The sequence below is a fragment of the Trinickia sp. genome (assembly GCF_036503415.1).
Lineage (GTDB): Bacteria > Pseudomonadota > Gammaproteobacteria > Burkholderiales > Burkholderiaceae > Trinickia.
Window position 1 is genome coordinate 21,395 of sequence record NZ_DASXWY010000162.1, and the last position, 22,151, is coordinate 43,545.

19 protein-coding genes are annotated in these 22,151 nt (G+C 65.7%); 10 read left to right on the plus strand and 9 right to left on the minus strand.

The window, feature by feature from the left end:
* Nucleotides 1-20: 20 nt before the first annotated feature.
* Together tmk and mltG are read right to left on the minus strand one after the other, a co-directional pair.
* Nucleotides 21-641, minus strand: a complete 621-nt coding sequence (gene tmk, locus VGL01_RS20370; protein ID WP_331572532.1) for a dTMP kinase — start codon at nt 639-641, stop codon at nt 21-23.
* Complete coding sequence (gene mltG / locus VGL01_RS20375; protein ID WP_331572534.1) at nt 642-1,655, minus strand: endolytic transglycosylase MltG; 1,014 nt, start codon at nt 1,653-1,655, stop codon at nt 642-644. It abuts the gene before it with no gap.
* 79 nt (nt 1,656-1,734) lie between these two features.
* Between mltG and VGL01_RS20380 the strand changes: the two genes are divergently transcribed.
* Both VGL01_RS20380 and VGL01_RS20385 read left to right on the plus strand, forming a co-directional pair.
* On the plus strand, nt 1,735-2,772 hold the full coding sequence (locus tag VGL01_RS20380) for a folate-binding protein (protein WP_331572536.1): 1,038 nt from the start codon (nt 1,735-1,737) through the stop codon (nt 2,770-2,772).
* Between the two features lie 8 nt (nt 2,773-2,780).
* Nucleotides 2,781-3,617, plus strand: a complete 837-nt coding sequence (locus VGL01_RS20385; RefSeq protein ID WP_331572538.1) for an NRDE family protein — start codon at nt 2,781-2,783, stop codon at nt 3,615-3,617.
* Between the two features lie 4 nt (nt 3,618-3,621).
* Here the strand turns inward: VGL01_RS20385 and VGL01_RS20390 are convergent, their stop codons facing one another.
* The 6 genes from VGL01_RS20390 to VGL01_RS20415 form a co-directional block, all read right to left on the minus strand.
* Nucleotides 3,622-4,470 (minus strand): SDR family oxidoreductase, encoded by an 849-nt coding sequence (locus VGL01_RS20390; protein WP_331572540.1) that lies wholly within the window; start codon nt 4,468-4,470, stop codon nt 3,622-3,624.
* A gap of 16 nt (nt 4,471-4,486) precedes the next feature.
* Nucleotides 4,487-5,485, minus strand: coding sequence for an NADP-dependent oxidoreductase (locus tag VGL01_RS20395; RefSeq protein WP_331572542.1), 999 nt, complete (start codon nt 5,483-5,485; stop codon nt 4,487-4,489).
* A gap of 113 nt (nt 5,486-5,598) precedes the next feature.
* Nucleotides 5,599-6,081: a PaaI family thioesterase gene (locus VGL01_RS20400; protein ID WP_331572544.1), complete on the minus strand. Its 483-nt coding sequence runs from the start codon at nt 6,079-6,081 to the stop codon at nt 5,599-5,601.
* Between the two features lie 29 nt (nt 6,082-6,110).
* Nucleotides 6,111-6,413, minus strand: a complete 303-nt coding sequence (locus VGL01_RS20405) for a Dabb family protein (RefSeq protein WP_331572546.1) — start codon at nt 6,411-6,413, stop codon at nt 6,111-6,113.
* A 107-nt stretch (nt 6,414-6,520) separates the two neighbouring features.
* Nucleotides 6,521-7,147 carry a bifunctional nicotinamidase/pyrazinamidase gene (gene pncA, locus VGL01_RS20410; RefSeq protein ID WP_331572548.1) on the minus strand — a complete coding sequence of 209 codons (627 nt, stop codon included), beginning with the start codon at nt 7,145-7,147 and terminating at the stop codon, nt 6,521-6,523.
* On the minus strand, nt 7,144-8,790 hold the full coding sequence (locus VGL01_RS20415; protein ID WP_331572551.1) for a 3-(methylthio)propionyl-CoA ligase: 1,647 nt from the start codon (nt 8,788-8,790) through the stop codon (nt 7,144-7,146). The genes pncA and VGL01_RS20415 overlap by 4 nt, the downstream gene beginning before the upstream one ends.
* A 138-nt stretch (nt 8,791-8,928) precedes the next feature.
* Between VGL01_RS20415 and VGL01_RS20420 the strand changes: the two genes are divergently transcribed.
* The 5 genes from VGL01_RS20420 (at nt 8,929) to VGL01_RS20440 (ending at nt 12,860) form a co-directional block, all read left to right on the plus strand.
* Complete coding sequence (locus tag VGL01_RS20420; RefSeq protein ID WP_331572553.1) at nt 8,929-10,485, plus strand: protein adenylyltransferase SelO; 1,557 nt, start codon at nt 8,929-8,931, stop codon at nt 10,483-10,485.
* 62 nt (nt 10,486-10,547) lie between these two features.
* Nucleotides 10,548-11,000: a peptide-methionine (R)-S-oxide reductase MsrB gene (msrB, locus tag VGL01_RS20425; protein WP_331572555.1), complete on the plus strand. Its 453-nt coding sequence runs from the start codon at nt 10,548-10,550 to the stop codon at nt 10,998-11,000.
* A 100-nt stretch (nt 11,001-11,100) separates the two neighbouring features.
* The gene (locus VGL01_RS20430; protein ID WP_331572557.1) at nt 11,101-11,631 is read left to right on the plus strand and encodes a septation protein A; all 531 of its coding nucleotides are present in this window, start codon (nt 11,101-11,103) and stop codon (nt 11,629-11,631) included.
* A 3-nt stretch (nt 11,632-11,634) separates the two neighbouring features.
* Complete coding sequence (locus tag VGL01_RS20435) at nt 11,635-11,973, plus strand: BolA family protein (protein WP_331572559.1); 339 nt, start codon at nt 11,635-11,637, stop codon at nt 11,971-11,973.
* 107 nt (nt 11,974-12,080) lie between these two features.
* On the plus strand, nt 12,081-12,860 hold the full coding sequence (locus VGL01_RS20440) for a peptidylprolyl isomerase (protein WP_173258662.1): 780 nt from the start codon (nt 12,081-12,083) through the stop codon (nt 12,858-12,860).
* Nucleotides 12,861-12,965: 105 nt separating this feature from the next.
* Here the strand turns inward: VGL01_RS20440 and purL are convergent, their stop codons facing one another.
* On the minus strand, nt 12,966-17,051 hold the full coding sequence (gene purL, locus VGL01_RS20445; RefSeq protein ID WP_331572561.1) for a phosphoribosylformylglycinamidine synthase: 4,086 nt from the start codon (nt 17,049-17,051) through the stop codon (nt 12,966-12,968).
* Nucleotides 17,052-17,344: 293 nt separating this feature from the next.
* On the opposite strand from purL, the gene VGL01_RS20450 reads away from it, so the two are divergent.
* From VGL01_RS20450 to pgi, 3 genes are all read left to right on the plus strand, one after another.
* Nucleotides 17,345-18,646 (plus strand): FAD-dependent oxidoreductase, encoded by a 1,302-nt coding sequence (locus tag VGL01_RS20450; protein ID WP_331572563.1) that lies wholly within the window; start codon nt 17,345-17,347, stop codon nt 18,644-18,646.
* Nucleotides 18,647-18,762: 116 nt separating this feature from the next.
* Nucleotides 18,763-20,349 (plus strand): NAD(P)H-hydrate dehydratase, encoded by a 1,587-nt coding sequence (locus VGL01_RS20455; protein ID WP_331572565.1) that lies wholly within the window; start codon nt 18,763-18,765, stop codon nt 20,347-20,349.
* Nucleotides 20,350-20,532: 183 nt separating this feature from the next.
* The gene (pgi, locus tag VGL01_RS20460) at nt 20,533-22,149 is read left to right on the plus strand and encodes a glucose-6-phosphate isomerase (protein WP_331572567.1); all 1,617 of its coding nucleotides are present in this window, start codon (nt 20,533-20,535) and stop codon (nt 22,147-22,149) included.
* Nucleotides 22,150-22,151: the final 2 nt, after the last annotated feature.

Sequence of the window (22,151 nt, forward strand, 5' to 3'; positions counted from 1 at the left end):
GTACGTCGCGGCGATTCGCCTCAAAGCGTCGACACCAGCCGCGCGAGCTGGTGACGGATTTCGTCGATGCCGAGCGTCGCATCGACAACCACGAACCGGTGCGGGGCTTCTTGCGCGCGCCGCAGATACTCGGCGCGCGTGCGCTCGAAAAAGGCGAGCGTCTCGCTCTCGAACTTGTCGGGCGAGCGCACCGCGCCGCGCCGCTCGCTGGCCGTTCGCGGCGGCACATCGAAAAGCACGGTCAGATCCGGCTGGAATCCGCCCTGCACCCAGCGTTCGAGCGCCTCGAGCTTATCGCGCGGCAAGCCGCGGCCGCCGCCCTGATAGGCGAACGTCGCATCGGTGAACCGGTCGCTCAGGACCCAGTCGCCGCGTGCGAGCGCCGGCTCGATGACCTGCGCGAGATGCTCCCGGCGTGCCGCGAACATCAGGAGCGCCTCGGTCTCGAGGTCCATCCGCTCGTGCAGCAGCAGCTCGCGCAAGGCTTCGCCGAGCGGTGTACCGCCGGGCTCGCGCGTCGTCACGACAGCGCTGCCCGCCGGGCTCAGCTTGTCTTCGAGACGTTCCCGAAACCATGCCAGATGTGTCGTTTTGCCTGCGCCGTCGATGCCTTCGAAGGTGATGAATTTGCCGCGCGCCATTTACTGTTGACCTCGAATATATTTATCGACCGCCTTGTTGTGATCGCCGAGCGTATCGGAGAAGACACTGGTGCCGTCGCCGCGCGAAACGAAATAGAGCGCGCCCGTGGGCGCCGGCTTCGTCGCCGCCTCGAGCGATGCCGCGCCCGCGAGCGCAATAGGCGTCGGCGGCAGACCGCGCCGCATATAGGTGTTATACGGGGTATCCGTTTGCAAGTCCCGCTTGCGCAGCCGGCCGGTATACGCGTCGCCCAGACCGTAGATCACCGACGGATCGGTTTGCAACGGCATGCCGATACGCAACCGATTGGCGAACACCGCCGCGACCAGCGGACGGTCCGCAGCCCTGCCCGTCTCCTTCTCGACGAGCGACGCCATCGTCAGCGCCTCGTACGGCGTCTGGTACGGCAACCCAGGTGCGCGCTCGATCCAGACGCGCGCGAGCTGCTGCTGCATCAACCGGTACGCGCGCCGGTACACGTCGATATCGCTCGATCCCTTGTCGAACAGGTACGTATCCGGGAAGAAGAGCCCCTCGGCATTCGCGAGGTCCTTTTCCTGCGCCCCGATCGCAGCCAGCAACTGGGCGTCCGTCATCCCCACGGTGTCGTGCTTGAGTGACGGGTCGGCGTCGATTTCGGCGCGCATGCGCTTGAACGACCAGCCTTCGATGATCGTGACGACGTCCTCGTTCGTGTCGCCGAGCGCCAGCTTTTGCAGCACTTCGTACGGCGTCACGCCACTCTTGAACTCATAGTTGCCGGATTTCAGCCGCGTTTGCAGGCCCAGCGCGCGCGTCATCAGAACGAACGGTTCGGGGGCGAGCGTCACGCCTGCCCGCACGAGCTGCAACGCGACGCTGCGCACGCTGCTGTGCGGCTTGATCGTGACATCGACCACGGGAGCCGAGAGCGTGACGGGGCTCGTGGCCCAGAAATATCCGCCGCCCGCGGCGGCGGCAAGCAAAACGACGGCAACTGCACCGAGGGCGAAGCATTTCTTCAGAAGGGACATGCGAAACAAGGCTCGGGTAGACCCCATATAATAGCTTGCTCGCATCAGCCAAAGTCAGGATTGACCGGATATCGAATCCATGAATGCCCCCCACGCACCCGATTTGCCCCCCGCTTCGCCCGCACCGGGCCTATCCCGCCCGCCTGCGGGCGAATTCGACGCGGTCCTCGCGCGCGGCGCTTTCATGGCGCTCGATCAGTTCGGTGTGATCGAGGCCACGGGGGACGACGCCGCGAGCTTCCTTCATGGCCAGCTGACGAACGACGTTCAGCATCTGGACGCCGCAAGTGCGCGGCTGGCCGGCTACTGTTCGCCGAAAGGCCGGCTCATCGCCTCCATGCTCACGTGGCGCGCCGGGCAATCGATTCGGCTGCTCGTCGCGCGAACGGTTTGTGCGAATGTTCAAAAGCGGCTGTCGATGTTCGTGTTGCGCGCAAAGGCGAAGCTTGTCGATATCACGGACGCGGTCGCCGTGATCGGCTTCGCGGGCGATGTGCGCGAAGCGCTTTCCAGCGTATTCGAAGCGCTGCCGGACGGCGTGAACGTGCAGGTCGCCGGCCCGTTGGGCTCGCTCGTGCGTGTGCCCGACGCCAACGGCCGCGCCCGCTATTTGTGGATCGGCCCGAAAGCCGAGGTCGAGGCCTGCCTGCCGGGGCTCGAAGCCCGTCTCGCGCACGTTTCGTCGGCCGTTTGGGATTGGCTGGACATCCGCGCGGGCGAGCCGCGCATCACAGCGGACGTGGTCGAACAGTTCGTGCCGCAAATGGTCAATTTCGACGCGTTGGGCGCCGTCAACTTTCGTAAGGGCTGCTATCCGGGCCAGGAGGTCGTTGCTCGCAGCCAGTACCGCGGCACGATCAAGCGGCGCGTGGCACTCGCGCATATCGCCACCGATAGCGACCCGGTGCGCGCCGGCGCGGAACTCTTCCATTCGGCCGATCCGGGCCAGCCGTGCGGGATGATCGTCAATGTCGCGGCCGCGCCACGAGGCGGTTTCGACGCGCTCGTCGAGATCAAGCTTGCATCGCTCGACGAAGGCGTCGTTCGAGTCGGTACCGCCGAGGGGCCCGAACTGGCGTTCGAGCCGTTGCCGTACGCATTGCCCACGGAAGTCTGACGCGCCAGATGTGCCTCATCGTCTTCGACTGGCGGCCCGATGCGGCACACGGCCCTCTGTTCACGCTCGCCGCCAATCGCGATGAATATTTTCGCCGCGAGACCGCTCCCCTCGGATGGTGGACCGATCTTCCGCAAGTACTGGCCGGCCGCGACCTGGCGGGCGGCGGGACCTGGCTGGGTGTGTCGCGCGACGGACGCTTCGCCGCGCTCACGAATTACCGCGCCCCGCTCGACACACGGCCCGATGCACCGACGCGCGGGATGCTCGTCGCGGAGTATCTCGCCGGCGAGCGTCTCGCCCCACTTGACTACCTCGCGCGGGTGGCCGAGCGCGGCGCAATCTACAACGGCTTCAATCTGCTGGCAGGCGATTTTGCCCGGCGCGAGCTCGCGTGGTACTGCAACCGCGGCGAAGCGCCGCCCGTCCTACTCCCGCCCGGCACACACGGTATTTCGAATGCGGTGCTCGACACGCCTTGGCCCAAGCTCGCGAGAAAGCGCGCCGAACTGGCTGCGCTGACGAGTGCTGGCAACGGGCAAGCCCCGCTTGCGGGCCTCATCGAACTGATGCTCGACAGACAGATCGCACCCGACGACACGCTGCCTTACACCGGCATCCCGCTCGAACGCGAACGCGCGCTGTCCGCGGCGTTCATCGAGACGCCCGATTACGGGACGCGCGGCACGACTGCCTTGCGCGTCGATACGGGGAGCACGGGCCTCCGGGCCCATCTCGCCGAGCGCAGCGACGATGACGGATCGCATCGCGTGCGCCGCCCGGGCGACGTCGAACGCATCTTCGATTTCTGGATCGACGGCGGCCCCTCGAACACCGGGGGCTGACGATTCACGCCGGACTGCTCGGATCGCTGGGCTGACGCTGCCTTTCGATATCTTCGTGCCGCAAGCGGATGCTCGGAACAATGGCCGGATGCGTAAACACATAAAAGCGTTCGTCGCGTATCGCGTCGAACGTCGCGTCGGCGATATCGGCGGCCGTGAGCCGTCCGGCACGCACGGCTTTGCGCAACTCGCGCGCAGCGAGGATCTGCGATGCCGTCGGTGCCGCGTCGTTGCGCAAGCGCGCGGGGCGCGCGCGCTCGGCATCAGCGATGTTTGTCGGTGCGAACGCCGGACTCAGCAGGGAGCACCCCACCGGGGCGCCGACCTTGCGCAAATCGTGATAAAGCGTTTCGGTCAGTCCGACGACGGCATGCTTCGAGGCGTTGTAGACGCTCATCAATGGCGGCGCGAGGAATCCCGCGACGGACGCGGTATTCACGATATGCGCGGGCTCGTTCTGCCCGATCATGATCGGTGCGAACACGCGCACACCATGCGCCACACCCATCACGTTCACGCCGAAGACCCACGCCCAATCGTTCGCGCTCATCTCCCAGGCGAGGCCGCTTGCACCCACGCCCGCATTGTTGAACAGCAGATGCGCTTTGCCATAGCTATCGAGCGTCTTGCGGGCGAGCGCTTCGACCGCGCCGGCGTCCGAGACATCGGTGGGCACAGCGACGACCTCTGCACCGGCCGCCCTCAGCGTCGCTGCCGTATCGGCCAGAGCATCGGAATCGATATCCGCGAGCACGAGTCTCATGCCGAGCGCGGCGCCCTGTTCGGCAAACGCGCGGCCCAATCCGCTCGCCGCGCCGGTAATCACGGCAACCTTGCCTTCGAACACCTGCATGACGGACTCCGATTCCTCAAACGAGCTTGACGAGTTGCTTGCCGAAGTTGCGCCCCTTGAGAAGCCCCATCAAAGCGTCGGGCGCATGCTCGAGCCCCTCCATTACGCTTTCGCGATAGTTAAGCTTCTTTTGCGCAACGAACGAGGCGAGCTCGGCCAACGCCCGCGGCCAGATATCCAGATGCTCGGTCACGATGAAACCCTGCAATGTCAGGCGCATCGTCAGGATCAGCGCGGGCTGCCGAAGCGGCTGGGGCGCCCCGTCGTAACCCGCGATCATGCCGCATAACGCGATGCGCCCAAACGGGTTCATCCGCGTGAGCGTCGCATCGAGCGAGGCGCCGCCCACGTTTTCGAAGCAGCCGTCGACACCCTCGGGCGTGGCAGCCTCGAGGTCCTCCTGGAGCTTGCCGGCCTTATAGTCGACACAGGCATCGAAGCCGAGTGTCTGCGTCACGTAGCGGCACTTCTCGGCGCCGCCCGCAATCCCCACGGCACGGCATCCGGCCAGCTTCGCCAACTGGCCCACGACGCTGCCGACGGCACCGCTGGCCGCGCTGACGACGATCGTCTGCCCAGCCTGCGGCGCAATGATCTCGTTGAGCCCGTACCACGCCGTCACGCCCGGCATTCCCGCGACGCCGAGATAAGCCGAGAGCGGGATCGCCGTATCGTCGACCTTCGTCACGCCTGTGCCGTCCGATGTGCCGAATTCCTGCCAACCGAATACGCCCGTGACCTTGTCGCCCACCGCAAAGCGGGTGTTGCGCGATTCCACGACTTCTCCGGCCGTTGCGCCGATCATCACTTCGCCGAGCGGTTGCGGCGCGGCGTACGACTTCGTTTCGTTCATCCGGCCGCGCATGTACGGGTCGATCGACAGCCAATGATTGCGGACGCGAAACTGCCCGTCGGCAAGCGGCTCGAGCGGCGTGGCGACGAGCTGGAAGTTGTCGGCCGTCATGGCACCCTGTGGACGCGAGACGAGCAGCATGCGGCGGTTCATCTGAGTCATGGCGATTTTCTCCTTCGATAAGCGTCCGGCAAGCGCAAAGCCGAAAACGAAAAAATCCCCGTGGACGGCGGGAGCCCGGGGGGCCGTGGCCGCCCGAGCGGTAGGCGAGAGGATCAGCCGTCGCTGGGGCCTGGTTTGCCCGTCGGTATGCGCCGGGTTCGCTGCTCGACGATGTCCCGGCCGACGGCCAGGCGCCGCATGTATTTGAACGTCCCGAGTGCCTTGGCGACGAAATGGCCCTCGCTGTCGCGCACTTCGCCTTCGCAGTACGCCATCGTCGTCGAACGATGCAGCACGCGGCCGAACGCGCGCAACTCGCCGCGCCCGGGCTGCATGAAATTGACCTTCATTTCGACCGTGACGACGCCCATGCCGTCGCCGGCCAGGCTGCGCGCGGCCGTCGCGAGCGCGACATCGGCCAGCGTCATGGTGACGCCGCCGTGCGCGACCTGCCACGTGTTCATAAGGGTTGCGTCAAGCGGCAGTTCGACCTCGCTGACACCGTCGGCGGCCGATACGAGACGCACACCGAGGTGATCGACGAAGGGGCTTTCGATCACATTGGCATGACCGGCGGGAGGCGGAGTGTGCGGCATCGCGGTTTTTGCGGGGGGGCTGATGGGTCTCAGATTTCGTAGTCGATGCACTGGCGCGCTTCGCGCACGGCGCCGACGAACGACTTGAGCGCTTCGTGCGTGGGGTGAACCTGATACGCGTCGAGCGCGGTCTTGTCGGCGAAATCGGACACGAGCACGACGTCGTAGGTCGATTCGAGCCCAGGCTTCGCGATGCCGACTTCGATGCGCAGGATGCCCGGCACGATATCGCGGCAGCCTTCGAGCTTTTCCTTCAGCTTCAATGCGTTTTCCGCGCGCGTTGCACCTTCCGCCGTGTCCTTCAATTTCCACATTACGATGTGTCGAATCACGCTGAGCTCCGTTCGTTTGCGTTCGGCCGGCTGTCGCGCCGACGGTCGGCCTGTCAGATGTCAGCGACGGATGATACCCGTTTCGTTTCGAGCCTGTTCGAGGCCGACTACCGCAATGCGTCCTCGGCGCGAGCGCGCGCAATGCCAGCCGCATCCATGTCCCGCCACGCGCGTTCGAGGGAGCCTTCGAGGTCGATGGCTCGGCAGGCGTCTTCGACGACGACGGCTTCGAAGCCCGCGGCCCGCGCATCGAGCGCGGTCCATGCCACGCAGTAGTCGGTTGCGAGACCGCAGCACCACACCCGCTTGACGCCCGACTCCCGCAAATAGCCGGCCAGTCCGGTCGGCGTTTTGCGATCGGCCTCGACGAAGGCGGAGTAACTGTCGATCGTGCGGCGATAGCCCTTGCGAATGACGAGCCTCGCATGGGGAATGTCGAGCGCTTCGTGCAGCGCCGCGCCCGCCGTGCCCTGCACGCAGTGCACGGGCCACAGCACCTGCTCGCCGTACGGCAACGCGATGCGCTCGAACGGTGACTTGCCCGCATGGCTCGCGGCGAACGAGATGTGGTCCCGCGGATGCCAGTCCTGGGTCACGATCACATGCTCGAACGCGCGTGCGAGCCGGTTCGCCACGGGCACGACTTCGTCACCGCGCGCGACGGCCAGGGCACCGCCCGGCATGAAGTCGTTTTGCAGATCGATTACGAGGAGGGCCTCGTCTTGCCCTTTCATGTTCGCTCCTTCGTCGGCCACACATGATCCCGGAACATATCGCGCAGCTTCATCTTCGACAGTTTGCCCGTCGCCGTATGGGGCAATTCGGGTACGAAAACGATGTCGTCGGGAATCCACCACTTCGCCAGTTTACCTTCGTAAAACGCGCGCAGCGCCTCGCGAGTCAGGCCATCGCCGGTCGGCCGTTTGACGACGACGAGCAGCGGACGTTCGCCCCATTTCGGATGCGGGCACGCGATGCACGCTGCCTCGGCGACGTCGGGATGGGCGACGGCGATATTCTCCACCTCGCTCGAGCTGATCCATTCGCCGCCGGATTTGACGACGTCCTTGCTGCGATCGGTGATATGCAGGAAGCCTTCGCTGTCGATCGTCGCCACGTCGCCCGTCGGGAACCAGCCGTCGACGAGCGCGGACGTCTCGGTCGCGAAGTAGCGGTCGATCACCCATGGGCCGCGTACGTATAGATCGCCGAACGCCACGCCGTCGCGCGGCAATTCCGCGCCGTTCGCATCGACGATCTTCATGTCGACGCCGAAGATGACCGTGCCCTGCTTTTCAAGCAACCGCCGCTGTTCTTCGCGCGGGCGCTGCGATTGCTCCCAGTTGAGCCGCGCGAGCGTGCCGAGCGGCGAAAGCTCGGTCATGCCCCAGGCATGGATCACGCGCACGCCATAGTCGTCTTCGAAGCTGCGCAGCATCGCCGGGGGACAACTGGAGCCGCCGATGACCGTGCGTTCGAGCGACGAAAAGCGCTTGCCGCCTTCGCGCACGTGCGCGAGCAAGCCCATCCAGACCGTGGGCACGCCAGCCGAAAAGGTGACCCGCTCCGCCTCCATCAGCTCGTAAAGCGATTTGCCGTCGAGGTCCTTGCCCGGCAGCACGAGCTTTGCGCCGTTCAGCGGCGCCGCGTGAGGGATGCCCCAGGCGTTGACATGGAACATGGGCACGACGGGGAGCACCGAATCGCGCGCCGAAATTCCCATCGCGCCGGTCAGCGATGCGCCGTAGGCATGCAGCACCACGGATCGGTGCGAGTACAGCGCGCCTTTCGGATGCCCCGTCGTACCCGAGGTATAGCAAAGGTACGAGGCGAGCCGCTCGTCGAGTTCGGGCCACTCGAACTCACCATCCTCGGCCGCGAGCAGCGGCTCGTAGTACAGCAAAGGCACACTGTCCGGGGGGCTTTCCTTCGGGGCATCCGCGAGCGCGATCCAGCCCTTCACGTTCGGGCAGCGCGGCGCGAGCTCGGCCACGAGCGGCGCGAACGTCGTATCGAACAGGATGTACCGATCGTCGGCATGCGCGACGATATAGGCGATCTGCTCTGGAAAAAGCCGCGGATTGATCGTATGGCACACCGCGCCGAACCCCGTCGTCCCATAATAGGCTTCGAGGTGACGGTAGCCGTTCCACGCCAGTGTGCCGATGCGCTCTCCGGGCTGCACGCCCAGCCGGATCAGCGCCTGGGCGAGTTGCCGGGCGCGCTTTTCGCAATCGCGATAGGTGTAGCGGTGAATATCGCCCTCGATGCGCCGGGAAACGATCTCCGTATCCCCCGCATAACGCGCGGCATGCCGCAGCAGCATCGAAACGTTGAGCGGTATGTCCATCATCTGGCCCAGCAAAGGCTCGGTCATGGCGGCGCCCTCCTGTTTTCGTTGTCGTCCCGCGATCGCGTCCGGTGCGCTCGAGTGCCCGCAGCCCGGGCTCGCGCGGCTTGCGACGCGCCCTCGGCCGGCGCCTTACAATAGCGGGTAACTCAAAGGCACCTCAATATGTCGTTTTCCCCAAGCATCGCAGCACCGCTCGACACCGCCGATGAACTCGCGAGCGCGCTGGGCGCCGCGCGCAGCGGTTCGTTCGCCGAGCTGGGCTCCGCGTTTTTCACGCGGCTGCCCGCGGCCCCGCTACCCGCCCCTTATCTGGTGGCGTTTTCGGCCGACGCGGCAGCGCTCCTCGGGCTCGAGCCGCGCATCGCCGAGACGCCCGGCTTCGTCGAGCTTTTCAGCGGCAATGCCACGCGCGAATGGCCGCAGGCGGCGTTGCCGTACGCATCTGTCTACTCGGGGCACCAATTCGGCGTCTGGGCGGGACAGCTTGGCGACGGTCGCGCGCTCTCGCTCGGCGAGCTCGAGCACGGCGGTCTGCGCAACGAGCTGCAGCTGAAAGGCAGCGGCCGCACCCCCTACTCGCGCATGGGGGACGGACGCGCCGTCCTGCGCTCTTCGATCCGGGAATTTCTCTGCTCGGAGGCCATGCATCATCTCGGCATTCCGACGACGCGTGCTCTATGCGTGATCGGATCCGATCAACCGGTGCGCCGCGAAGAGATCGAAACGGCGGCTGTCGTCACACGGGTGGCGCCGAGCTTCGTGCGCTTCGGACATTTCGAGCATTTCTATGCGGGCGAGCAGATCGACGCGCTGCGCGCGCTCGCGGATCATGTGATCGATCGCTTTTACCCGCAGTGCAGGGAAACGCCGGACCCCTATCTGGCCATGCTCCCACAGATAGTCGCCCGTACCGCCGACATGGTCGCGCAGTGGCAGGCAGTGGGCTTTTGCCACGGCGTCATGAACACGGACAACATGTCGGTACTGGGCCTCACCATCGACTACGGTCCGTTCGGTTTTCTCGATGCCTTCGACGCCAACCACATTTGCAACCATTCGGATACGCAGGGCCGCTACGCCTATCGTATGCAGCCGCAGATCGCCTATTGGAACTGCTTTTGCCTGGCCCAGGCGCTGCTGCCGCTCATCGGCGCGCATTACGAGGAGAGCGTGCGCGCCGAGCGCTCGGTCGCCGACGCGCAAGAGGCGCTCGAAGGATTCAAGGCCCGCTTTGCGCCGGCGTTCGAGCGCCGGATGTGCGACAAGCTCGGCTTGTCGGACGTGCGGCCGGGCGATGACAAGCTCGTCGACCGACTGCTCGAACTCATGCATGCCAGCCGTGCCGATTTCACGCTGACGTTCCGCCGCCTCGCGCAGGTCTCGAAGGACGATGCGCGCGGCGATGCGCCGGTGCGCGACATGTTCCTCGATCGGGAGGCGTTCGACCGATGGGCCGCGGACTATCGCGCGCGGCTTGCGTTGGACCCGCGCGACGACGCCACGCGGCGCGAGGCGATGAATCGCATCAACCCGAAGTACGTGCTGCGCAATCATCTGGCCGAAACCGCGATCAGGCGGGCGATGGAAAAGGACTTTTCCGAAGTGGCGCGCCTTGCCGCGGTGCTCTCGCGGCCATTCGACGAGCAGCCGGAATTCGAGGACTACGCGGCGCTGCCGCCGGAGTGGGCGGGCACGCTCTCGGTGAGCTGCTCGTCTTAGCCCTCTTCACGCTCGCAACGAGCGCCCGCCAAGCGGGCGCCATTCGATGGAGACATCATCCCATGAACCGTCATACCGATCATCCTCACGATCCGCTCGCCTCCCCGGCCCCCACCGACGAAGACTATCCGCTGGGCAAACCCGACGAGGCGTGGCGCGGTCAGCTTTCCGAAACCGAGTACGTGGTTACGCGCCACGCCGCCACCGAGCGCCCTTTCACGGGCCGGTACTGGGATCACTGGGAACGCGGCATTTACGATTGCGTGTGCTGCGGAACGCCGCTTTTCGAGTCGTCGACGAAATTCGACGCTGGCTGCGGCTGGCCCAGCTATTTCAAGCCCCTCGACGGCGAGGTCATCGAAGAACGTACCGATCGCTCGCATGGCATGCTGCGCATCGAAGTGCGTTGCAAGCACTGCGGCGCACACCTGGGCCACGTATTCGAGGATGGCCCGGCACCGACGGGCCTGCGTTACTGCATCAATTCGGCTGCGCTACAATTCGACCCCAAGTAGCGCCGCCCGGCGTGCCGTCCCTGGTTCTCGAGCGGGGCCGAACCGGGGCGGCCGCGTTCGCCGACATTTCGTCGCCTTCTTCCGACACCCTCGGCCATTCATGAAATTTCTCTTCGACCTTTTCCCGATCATCCTCTTTTTCGTCGCATTCAAGGTCTGGGGCATCTTCACGGCGACCGCCGTCGCCATTGCCGCGACCTTGCTGCAAGTTGCCTGGGTCGCGTTTCGCCATCGCAAGGTCGATACGATGCTGTGGGTCAGTCTCGGCGTCATCGTCGTCTTTGGGGGTGCGACGCTCGTCTTGCACGATCAGAAATTCATTCAGTGGAAACCGACCGCGCTTTACTGGCTCTTCGCGTCGGGCCTGCTTGTCGCGCGCTACGCCTTTCGCAAGAATCTGATCGAGACCATGATGGGCAAACAGTTGAGCCTGCCCGACGGCGTCTGGGATAAGCTCAACGTGGCATGGGCGCTCTTCTTCGTGGCGCTCGGTGTGGCCAACCTCTATGTGGTCGGCAATTTCACGGAGTCGCAGTGGGTCAACTTCAAGCTGTTCGGCACGACGGGGGCGATGGTCGTCTTCATCGTCGCGCAAAGTCTGTGGCTCGCGAAGTATTTGAAGGAGGAGTGAGCGATGAGTGAACTGTCGAGCAGCGCTTTCGTCGAAGCGGGACCCGCCGCACGCATTGCCTTCATCGAGGCGCGCCTGAATGCGGCGCTGCCCGTCTCGTCGCTGTCGGTTCGCGATGACAGCGCGCTGCATGCGGGCCATGCCGGTGCGGCCGCCGGCGGGCACTATGCGGTGACGCTCGTATCGTCCGCGTTTGCGGGCAAACCCCGGCTGGCGCGGCATCGGCTGGTGTATGATGCGCTGGCCGACGTGATGCAGCGCGGCATTCACGCGCTCGCCATCACGGCCTATACGCCCGAAGAATTCACGCGGCTCGGCGATGCGCCGTCTTCGACGTCCTGAATGCGACGCTCCGAACGATAAACACGCATCGTGTCGAACCCGTGCGGAGCCTTCGCGGCGCAACGATTGACCGAACCCTTCCCGTTAGGAAACGTTAGGAACTCTCGATGACCTTTAACCAACCCCGTCTTTGGGTGCTGCTGGCTGCGTTCGCCGCCGCCCCGGCTTTTGCGCAAAATGTTGCCGTCGTGAACGGAACGCCGATTCCGAAATCGCGCGCGGATGCGCTCGTGGGTCAGCTCGTCAAGCAGGGGCAGCAGGATTCGCCGCAATTGCAACAAGCTGTACGCGATGAACTGATCAATCGCGAAATTCTGATGCAGGAAGCCGTACGCGAAGGGATCCCGTCACACCCCGACGTCAAGGCCCAGATCGCCGTCGCTCAGCAGACGGTCGTCCTGCGTGCGCTCATCGAGGACTTCGTCAAGAAGCACGCACCGAGCGATGCCGAGGTCAAGGCGCGCTATGACGAACTCGTCAAGCAAGCCGCCGGCAACGAACTGCACTTGCATCACATCCTCGTCGAGAACGAACAGCAGGCAAAAGACCTGATCGCCAAGATCAAGGGCGGTGCAAGTTTCGAAGACCTGGCGAAGCAGTATTCGAAAGACCCCGGTTCGGCGAAAAACGGCGGGGACCTCGATTGGTCGAATCCGAAGGCCTATGTGCCGGAATTCGCGCAGGCCGCGGAACACCTGAAGAAAGGCCAGATGACGGACGCGCCCGTCCATACGCAGTTCGGCTGGCACATCATCCGGCTCGACGATACGCGAGCCATCGCCCCGCCGCCGCTCGATCAGGTCAAGCCGCAGATCGTTCAGCAGATGCAGCAGGAAAAACTGCAGGCGTTCGAGCAGAACCTGCGCGCCCAGGCCAAGATCCAGTAATCGCAGGCCGCGCCTCAAGCGACAAAGCCGCCCTTCTTCATCGGGCGGCTTTGTCGTTTCTGGAGCCAGCGTGCCGCAGCGAGGCGGGGAGGCGGCGCCTTGCGCTCAGCCGAGCCAGCGCCGTGCGTTACGGAACACGCGCATCCACGGACTCGCCTCGCCCCACCCCTCGGGGTGCCAGCTCATCTGCACCGTGCGATGCACGCGCTCCATGTGCGGCATCAGCACGGTGAAGCGGCCATCGGGCGTCGTCACCGAAGTGATGCCGTTCGGCGATCCGTTGGGATTGAACGGATACCGCTCCGTGGCCTCGCCGCGATGATCGATATAGCGCATCGCGACGCTTACGCGGGACGCATCGCCTTGCTGCGAGAAGTCTGCAAAGCCTTCGCCGTGTGCGACGGCAACCGGAAGGCGCGATCCTTCCATGCCGGCAAAGAAAATCGACGGCGAAGAGTCGACGCGCACGAGCGAAAAGCGCGCTTCGAACTGCTCGGACTTGTTGCGCGTGAACTTTGGCCACGCTTCGGCGCCGGGGATCATCGAAGCGAGACTGCTGAGCATCTGGCAGCCGTTGCAGATACCGAGCGCGAACGTCTCGCCACGGCCGAAGAATGCGGCGAACATGTCCGCGAGCCGCGGATTGAAGCGGATCGTCTTTGCCCAGCCTTCGCCGGCGCCCAGCACATCGCCATACGAAAAGCCGCCGCATGCCACAGCGCCCGCGAAGTCGGCAAGCGTCGTGCGGCCCGAGAGCAGATCGCTCATATGGACGTCATAAGCGTCGAAACCGGCGCGATCGAATGCGTAGGCCGTTTCGAGATGCGAGTTCACGCCCTGCTCGCGCAGGATCGCCACGCGCGGGCGTGCGCCCGTGCCGATGAACGGCGCGGCAATGTCCTCGCTCGGATCGAACGTCACATGGGGCGCGATTCCCGGGTCCGCCGCATCGAGCAACGTCTCGTACTCGGCGTCGGCGCAGGCGGGATTGTCGCGCAGCCGTGCGATGCGCCAGCTCACCTCGGTCCACGCCCGCTGCAGCTCGGTGCGCGGCGCGTCATAGATCTTCCTGGCGTCGCGGTAGATTTCCACGATGTCGCGCTCGTTCGGCTTGCCGATCACATGCGAGCAGGCACCCAGCCCATGCTGGCGCAACAGCGCGAGCACGGTGTCGCGCTCGCTCGCACGCACTTGCACGACGGCGCCCAGTTCCTCGTTGAGCAGCGCATGCAGCGTGCGGTCGTCGCGACGCCCGCTCGTTTGCTTCGCCCAATCCTTGGCGTCCCCGTAATCGAACTCATGACCGGCATCGAGCGCGAGCATGTCCACGTTCAACGAGACGCCCACATGCCCGGCAAATGCCATTTCGCAAACCGTGGCCCACAGTCCGCCATCGGAGCGATCGTGATAGGCCAGCAGCAAGCCGTCGGCATTGAGCGTTTGAATCGCCGTGAAAAAGCGCTTGAGATCTTCGGGATCGTCGACGTCCGGCACAGTGTCGCCGACTTGCTGCGTGACCTGCGCGAGGATGCTGCCGCCGAGCCGATGCTTGCCGCGGCCCAAATCGATTGCGATCAGGACACTGTCGCCAACCTCGGCCGCACGCCGCAACTGCGGCGTCAGATGCCGGCGAACGTCGTCGACAGGCGCAAATGCCGAAATGATCAGCGAGACGGGCGCCGTGACTTCCTTTGCCACCCCGCGCTCGTCCCATTTCGTTTTCATCGACAGCGAATCCTTGCCGACCGGAATGCTGATACCGAGCGCCGGGCACAGTTCCATGCCGATCGCCTTGACGGTATCGAACAGCGCCGCATCCTCGCCAGGGCTACCGCAAGCGGCCATCCAGTTGGCCGACAGCTTGAGCTTGTCGAGCGAAGCGATGGGCGCAGCGGCGATGTTCGTGATGGCCTCGCCGACGGCCATCCGGCCGGACGCCGGTGCATCGATGACGGCCAGCGGCGCGCGCTCCGCCATGGTCATGGCTTCGCCGCGAAAACCCGCGTAGTCGAGCGCCGTGATCGCGCAGTCCGCCACCGGTACTTGCCACGGGCCGACCATCTGGTCGCGCACGCTCGTGCCGCCGACCGTACGGTCGCCGATCGTGATCAGGAAGGACTTGCTTGCCACGCTCGGATGCTTGAGCACCGCCACCGCCATCTCGGCGAGCGACAAACCGGTCACGTCGACCGGTACCCGCGCAGCACCCACGCGCGCGACATCGCGGTGCATGCGCGGGGGCTTGCCCAGCAGCACATCCATCGGCATATCGACGGGATGCTGCGCCGGGCCCTCGCCTTGCGTGTCGACCAGTTGGAGCTGGCGCGCCTCGGTCGCGACACCGACGACGGCGAGCGGGCAGCGCTCGCGGACGCAGATGGCTTCGAAACGCGGCAGATCGGCCGGCGCAATCGCCAGCACATAGCGCTCTTGCGCTTCGTTCGACCAGATTTCGCGCGGCGACAGTCCACTCTCTTCGAGCGGCACGCGGCGCAGTTCGAAACGCGCGCCTTTGCCCGCGCCATCGACGAGCTCGGGGAACGCGTTGGACAGACCGCCCGCGCCGACGTCGTGAATGCTGAGAATCGGGTTGCCGGCGCCCAACTGCCAGCAGGCGTTGATGACTTCCTGCGCACGACGCTCGATTTCCGGATTGCCGCGTTGGACCGAGTCGAAATCGAGTTCCGCCGTGTTCGCGCCCGTTGCCATCGAACTCGCGGCGCCACCGCCCATGCCGATGCGCATGCCGGGGCCGCCGATCTGAATCAGCAGCGAGCCTGCCGGCAGGTCGTGCTTGTGCGTGTGGGCATCCGAGATGTTGCCGATGCCGCCCGCGATCATGATCGGTTTGTGGTAGCCCCGTACCTGGCCGCCGACGTTTTGCTCGTAGACGCGGAAGTAGCCGCCAAGATTCGGCCGCCCGAATTCGTTATTGAACGCGGCGCCGCCGAGCGGACCGTCGATCATGATCTGCAACGGCGATGCGATGCGATCCGGGCGGCCGTAGGCGCCGTATGTGTCCGCGGGATTGCGCTCGGCGAGCGGCACGGCGGCGTCACGGGCGCTTTCCCAAGGTTCGAGCGCATCCGGCAGTGCCAGGTTCGACACCGAGAATCCGGTGAGCCCCGCCTTCGGCCGCGCGCCGCGTCCCGTCGCGCCTTCATCGCGAATTTCGCCGCCCGCGCCCGTCGCGGCGCCCGCGAACGGCGAGATGGCGGTCGGGTGGTTATGCGTTTCGACCTTCATCAGCGTGTGCGTGAGCTCGACGTGGCGGCTGTACCGCTCGTCGAACATGCCCGCGCCGTCACCGCCGGCATCGGCGGCCTGCCGCGGGAACCAGCGCTCGGCCGGGCCGCCCGCCATGATCGCCGAATTGTCCGAGTAAGCGACGATCGTGCCTTGGGGATTCAGCTTTTCCGTGTTCTTGATCATCGCGAAAAGCGACATGTCTTGCGGCTCGCCGTCGATCGTCCATTGCGCGTTGAAGATCTTGTGCCGGCAGTGCTCGCTGTTCGCCTGTGCGAACATCATCAGCTCGACGTCGCTCGGATTGCGCGCGAGCTTCGTGAAGGCATCGACGAGATAGTCGATCTCGTCATCCGCCAGCGCGAGGCCCAGCTCGCTATTGGCCTGCTCGAGCGCGGCCCGGCCTGCGGCGAGGACATCGACCGTCGCAAGCGGCTTGGCGGGCAATTCGTCGAACAGATGGTGCGCATCCCCGCGCGAGCCCACGATACTTTCGGTCATCCTGTCGTGCAGCGCCGCCGCGACCGCGGCGCGCGCCTCGTCCGAAAGTCCTTTTTTGGCCCCCACTCCGAGAAAGCCCGCTTTGAGCGTCACCGTGTACTCGATTCCGCGCTCGATACGCCGCACGTGATCGAGACCGCAGTGATGAGCGATGTCGGTCGCCTTGCTGGCCCACGGCGAAATCGTGCCGAAGCGGGGCACGACGAGAAACGTTTCGCCCGCGCCGCGCCCTTCGCCGGCAGCGAACGGCGCGCCATAGTGGAGGAGCGCCTCGATGCGCTCGTTATCCTCGCGCGAGAGCGGCTCGGCCGCACTGACGAAGTGCAGGTATTGCCCGCGGACATCGACGATGTTCGCGTCGATGCGGCCGAGCGTGTCGATGAGACGGGATTGACGGAAGTCGGAGAGCGCCGAAGCACCGGGAAAGCACGAGAAGTGAGCCATGAAAGGACGTGGGCGTCGATGGGTCGGGCACGCGCGTCACTGGCCACGCGTGCGGACGACATGAAGCGAAAGGAAGACCAGGATTATACCCGGAAGTCGGCCCCCAATAAGCCGCTCCGATCCAAGCCGCGATGCCGCCACGGCGGAACTGCGGCGGTGACGCGGGACCGCTTTCGCTCGCGCGGGTGAGGCGTGCAGGCACGATTGGCGCTATCATCCGCGGTTTGCTTCCTCGACGCGAAGGCGCAATGCAAGCGCGCCTCGCGGTTTGCACGGCTCCGAGCAATCATTCAATGGATGTCATCGTCATAGGCGGCGGGGTCGTCGGCGTCGCCACCGCATATCAGCTGCATTCGGCCGGACACCGCGTCTGCGTCATCGAGCGCCATGCAACCGTTGCGCAGGGTGCCACCTATGGGCATGGCGGCGCGCTCCTGCCCACGCCGCTCGACGTATGGTTCGGCCCCACATTCGTGCCCAATGCGCGGATACCGCGCAGCGGTCTCGTCTACAAGCCGGGCTTCAACGGCACCACGCGGCGCTTCATGCAGCGCCTCGCCGCCTTTCAGGAGCCGGATGCGTTTCGGGACCAGTATCGGCGCCTCGGGCCGCTCGTCGATCTGTCGCGCGAGACGCTCGCGGCGCTCGAGACGCGCTTCGATTTCGAGTTCGAGCAGCGCAGCGGAATGCTTCACGTCGTGCGGCACCCGCGCGAGTGGGAGCTTGCGCAAAGCGCGCTCGATTTGCTGCGCGAGTTCGAAGTCCAGCATCAGGTGCTCACGGCGCGCGAATGTGCCGATCTCGAGCATTCGATACCCACCGATCCCGAGTTTGCGGGCGGCGTGTTCTTCGAGCATGAGCGCCTAGGCAACTGCCCGCTGTTCACGAAGCTCGTCAAACAAGTGCTCGAGGAGCAAGCCGGTGTCCGGTTCATGTTCGGCCGCGCGGTCGAAGCCTTGCGGCTCGACGAGCAGCGCGCGGCGGTGGAACTCGCGCCTGCGCCGAGCGAACGCGCGAGCGCACGGGAAGTCGATGTCGTATCGGCCGACGCGATCGTCGTTGCCGCGGGCGCCGGCAGCCTCCCCCTCATCGAACGGGCCACAACGAATCTGCCCTTGCACCCGGCCCGCTTTTTCGCATTGACGGCACCGATCGCTTACGAGGAGTGTGTGCCGCATGTCGCGGTCGTCGATACGGTCCGGCGCATTACGATGACGCGCGTGAATCAGAGGGTGCGCGTGGCGGGTGCGGCACTCGTGCAGCCGGAGCGCGAAATCGCAAAACCGGCCCCGGAACCGCTTGCCACCGCGGCAACGGCGCTGCTTGCGCAAGCCACGCATGACTGGATACCGGGCGCCGCCAAGATTTCGGCCGCGCACTCATGGGATGGCGTCCAGTTGCTTTCGCCGGACGGGTTGCCCGTCGTCGGCCGGGCGTCGCATCCGCGGCTCTTCGTGAATCTCGCGCACGGGCCGGCCGGTTGGGGGCTCGCCTGCGGGTCTGCTAAAGTGCTTGCTGAAATCATCAGCGGCACCGAGCCCAGTGTTCCGCCCGATACGCTTGCCGCGTTGCGCGCCGATCGTTTCGCGAGCTGAGCGAACCCCCGCATGGCCGCAAGCGTGCGGCCACCCACCGCCGAGGCACGCCACGGGTGGCGAGCGATCGGTCTCGCGCCCGTTGCCGCTGCGACGCTCCCGGATATCCGAGACCCATGACAGAAGCCGCCTCGCCCCCGCCGCGTTCCAGTTTTGTCCATCCGCACGAGCAGCCGCTGCCGCTTTATTCGGTGGCCCAAGTGCGCGAAATCGAGCATCGTGCGGCGGCAAGCTTGCCGGCCAACACGCTGATGGCGCGCGCCGGTGCGGCAGCGGCGCGATGCCTGCTCGAGCAGGCCGGACACGACGGTTCCCTGGCGGGCGGATGGCCCGTCTGGCTCGCGGCAGGTCCCGGTAACAACGGCGGCGACGCGCTCATGTGCGCAACGGGGCTGCACCAGGCCGGCGTGCCTGTCGAAGTGTGCATGCCGGTGGAGGTCAAACCCGACGATGCGCGGTGGGCGCTCGGTACGGCGCGCTCGGCCGGCGTGCCGATCTCGCATGTGCCGCCGGCCTCGTTCGAGCGCTACGGTTGGATCGTCGACGGTCTGTTCGGGATCGGGCTCGCGCGTCCGCTCGAGGGCATGTTCGCCGAGCTGGCCGGCCGCATCGGCGCGCACGCCCGTCGATGCGGCCGCGTGCTCGCGCTCGACGTGCCGAGCGGGCTGGACAGCGACTCGGGCACCATCGTCGGCGGCGCCGTCGCCGCTTGCGCTTCGCACACGATCACGTTCATCGGCGCGAAACCGGGCCTTTACATGGGCCACGGCCGCGATTTGAGCGGCACTTTATGGGTTGCGCCGCTCGACATCGACGCTGACGCCATCGAGCTGTCGACGCCTGTCGCTCGGCTGAACGCGCCAGATCTCTTCACCGACGTTTTTCCCGCGCGCACATTCGCATCGCACAAAGGGACGTTCGGCAGCCTTGCGGTGGTCGGTGGCGACACCGGTATGTGCGGCGCACCGATTCTCGCGGCGCGGGCCGCGCTGCATGCCGGGGCGGGCAAAGTGCATGTCGCCTTTCTCGGCAGCGGCGCGCCGCCTTACGATCCGCCCTACCCCGAATTGATGCTGCATCCGCTGGATACGCTTCGCCTCGCGAGCATGGACGCGCTGGCGATCGGCTGCGGCATGGGGACCAGCGAACGCGCGGCCGATGTGCTTGCCGACGCTATCGCGCTCGATATGCCCAAACTGCTGGATGCGGACGCGCTCAATTTGCTGGCGCAGCAGGCCCCTCTCGCGCAAGCGCTCGTCGAGCGCGGCGCGGCGGGCGCAGCGACTGTCCTGACGCCGCATCCGCTCGAGGCGGCGCGCCTGATGGGCTGTGACGCGGCGACGGTGCAGTGCGATCGCGTCGCAGCCGCGCGAACGCTCGCTTCCAGGTTCGGTGCAGTTGTCGTCCTGAAAGGCGCAGGGACCGTCATTGCGGCTCCCGATGCGCGTGTGGCGATCAACCCCACCGGCGGCGCGGCGTTGGCCACCGGAGGCACGGGGGACGTTCTCGGCGGCATCATCGGCGCCTTGCTCGCTCAGCGCCTGCCGGCCTTCGAGGCCGCGCTCGCGGGCGTCTACTTCCATGGTCTTGCCGCGGATACGCTGACGGCCCACGGGATCGGGCCGGCCGGGTTGACGGCGGGAGAGCTCGCCGCGACGGTGCGCGCTTCCATCAATCGGCTGATTTATCCGGCGCGCGAGTGACGCGTGCTGGTAATGCGAGCCACCCTCCAACGCCGCTATACTGTTCGACCCCGCCGCATTTCTTGAGAGGCGCCACCGCCATCGCGGCCGGCGGCGCACAGCGGGTCGCAGCAGCAAGCGAAAGCCGGCCCGGCCAGCTGTGCCGCGGCCTTCGTTCGAGCCCCCAACGATCGACCGACAGCCATGACGACGAACTCGCTTTCCTCCTGGTCCGCGCTGCAAGCGCATTACGACACGATTCGCGAAGCGCGGCTGCGCGACTGGTTCGCCGCCGACACCAGCCCCACCCGCGCCGAGCGCTTCACCTTCGCAGGAGGGGGCCTCGCCGCCGACTTCTCGAAAAACCGGATCACCGACGACACACTGCGCCTGCTCGTTGCGCTCGCGCGCGAAGCGGGCGTCGAAGCGCGTCGCGACGCCATGTTCGAGGGTGCCATCGTCAACCCCACGGAGGGCCGTGCGGCGTTGCATACCGCGTTGCGAGCCACGCGCGCCGATGCCCCCTACCACGAGCAAATCCGCGCCGAGCGCGCCAAGATGGCCGCCTTTGCCGAACGCGTGAGGAGCGGCGCGTGGACCGGCTACTCCGGCAAGCGCATCCGTCATGTCGTCAATATCGGGATCGGCGGTTCGGATCTCGGTCCGAAAATGGTCGTCCATGCACTCGATCATCTCGCGCATCCCGAGATCGCCAGCTACTTCGTTTCCAACGTCGACGGTGCCGACCTCGCTCGCGTCCTTGCGCGCATCGATCCCGAAGAGACGCTCGCGATCGTCGTTTCGAAGACCTTCACGACGCTCGAGACCATGACGAACGCGCGCTCGCTGCGCGACTGGTTCGTGCAACGAGGCTGCCCCGAGCAGGCGCTCGCCAAGCATTTCGTCGGCGTGTCCGCCAATCCGGCCGAAGTCGTCAAGTTCGGCATCGATGAAAAGAACGTCTTTGAAATGTGGGACTGGGTGGGTGGGCGCTATTCGCTGTGGTCGGCTGTCGGTCTTTCGATCATGATCGCCGTCGGGCCCGAGCATTTCGACGCGCTGCTAGCCGGCGCCGACGCCATGGACACCCACTTCCGGCAAGCCCCGCTCGAGCGCAACCTGCCCGTCCTGATGGGACTCGTCGGCATCTGGTACCGCAATTTCTTCGGCTCGCAAAGCTATCTCGTCGCACCGTATTCCGAGGCGCTGCACTACTTGCCGTCGTATTTGCAGCAGCTCGAAATGGAGAGCAACGGCAAGTCCGCGCGGCTCGACGGACAATTCGTCGACTACGCGACTGCGGCCGTCACGTGGGGCGAACCGGGCACGAACGGGCAGCACGCGTTCTTTCAGATGCTGCATCAAGGCCCGACCATCGTGCCGATCGACTTCATCGCGGTGCTCACGCCCGAGCATCCGCTCGCGAGCCATCATCCGAAGCTGCTCGCCAATTGCTTCGCGCAGAGCGAAGCGCTCATGCTCGGGCGGACGGTCGAGGAAGCACGCAAGGTCGCCGGCCCCGACAAGCCGGAGCTCGTACCGCACCTCGTCTTTCCGGGCAACCGGCCATCGACGACACTGCTTGTCGACGCATTGACGCCCCACTCGCTGGGTGCGCTCATTGCACTTTATGAGCACAAGGTGCTCGTGCAAGCCACGATCTGGAACATCAACCCGTTCGATCAATGGGGCGTGGAGCTCGGCAAGATACTCGGCAAAGTCGTGGAGGCGGACCTCGTCGCAGCGCAATTCGACCCATCGAAGCACGATTCGTCCACTTCCGCGCTGATCGCGCGAGCGCGCGAAGCCAGCAAGCGTTGAAC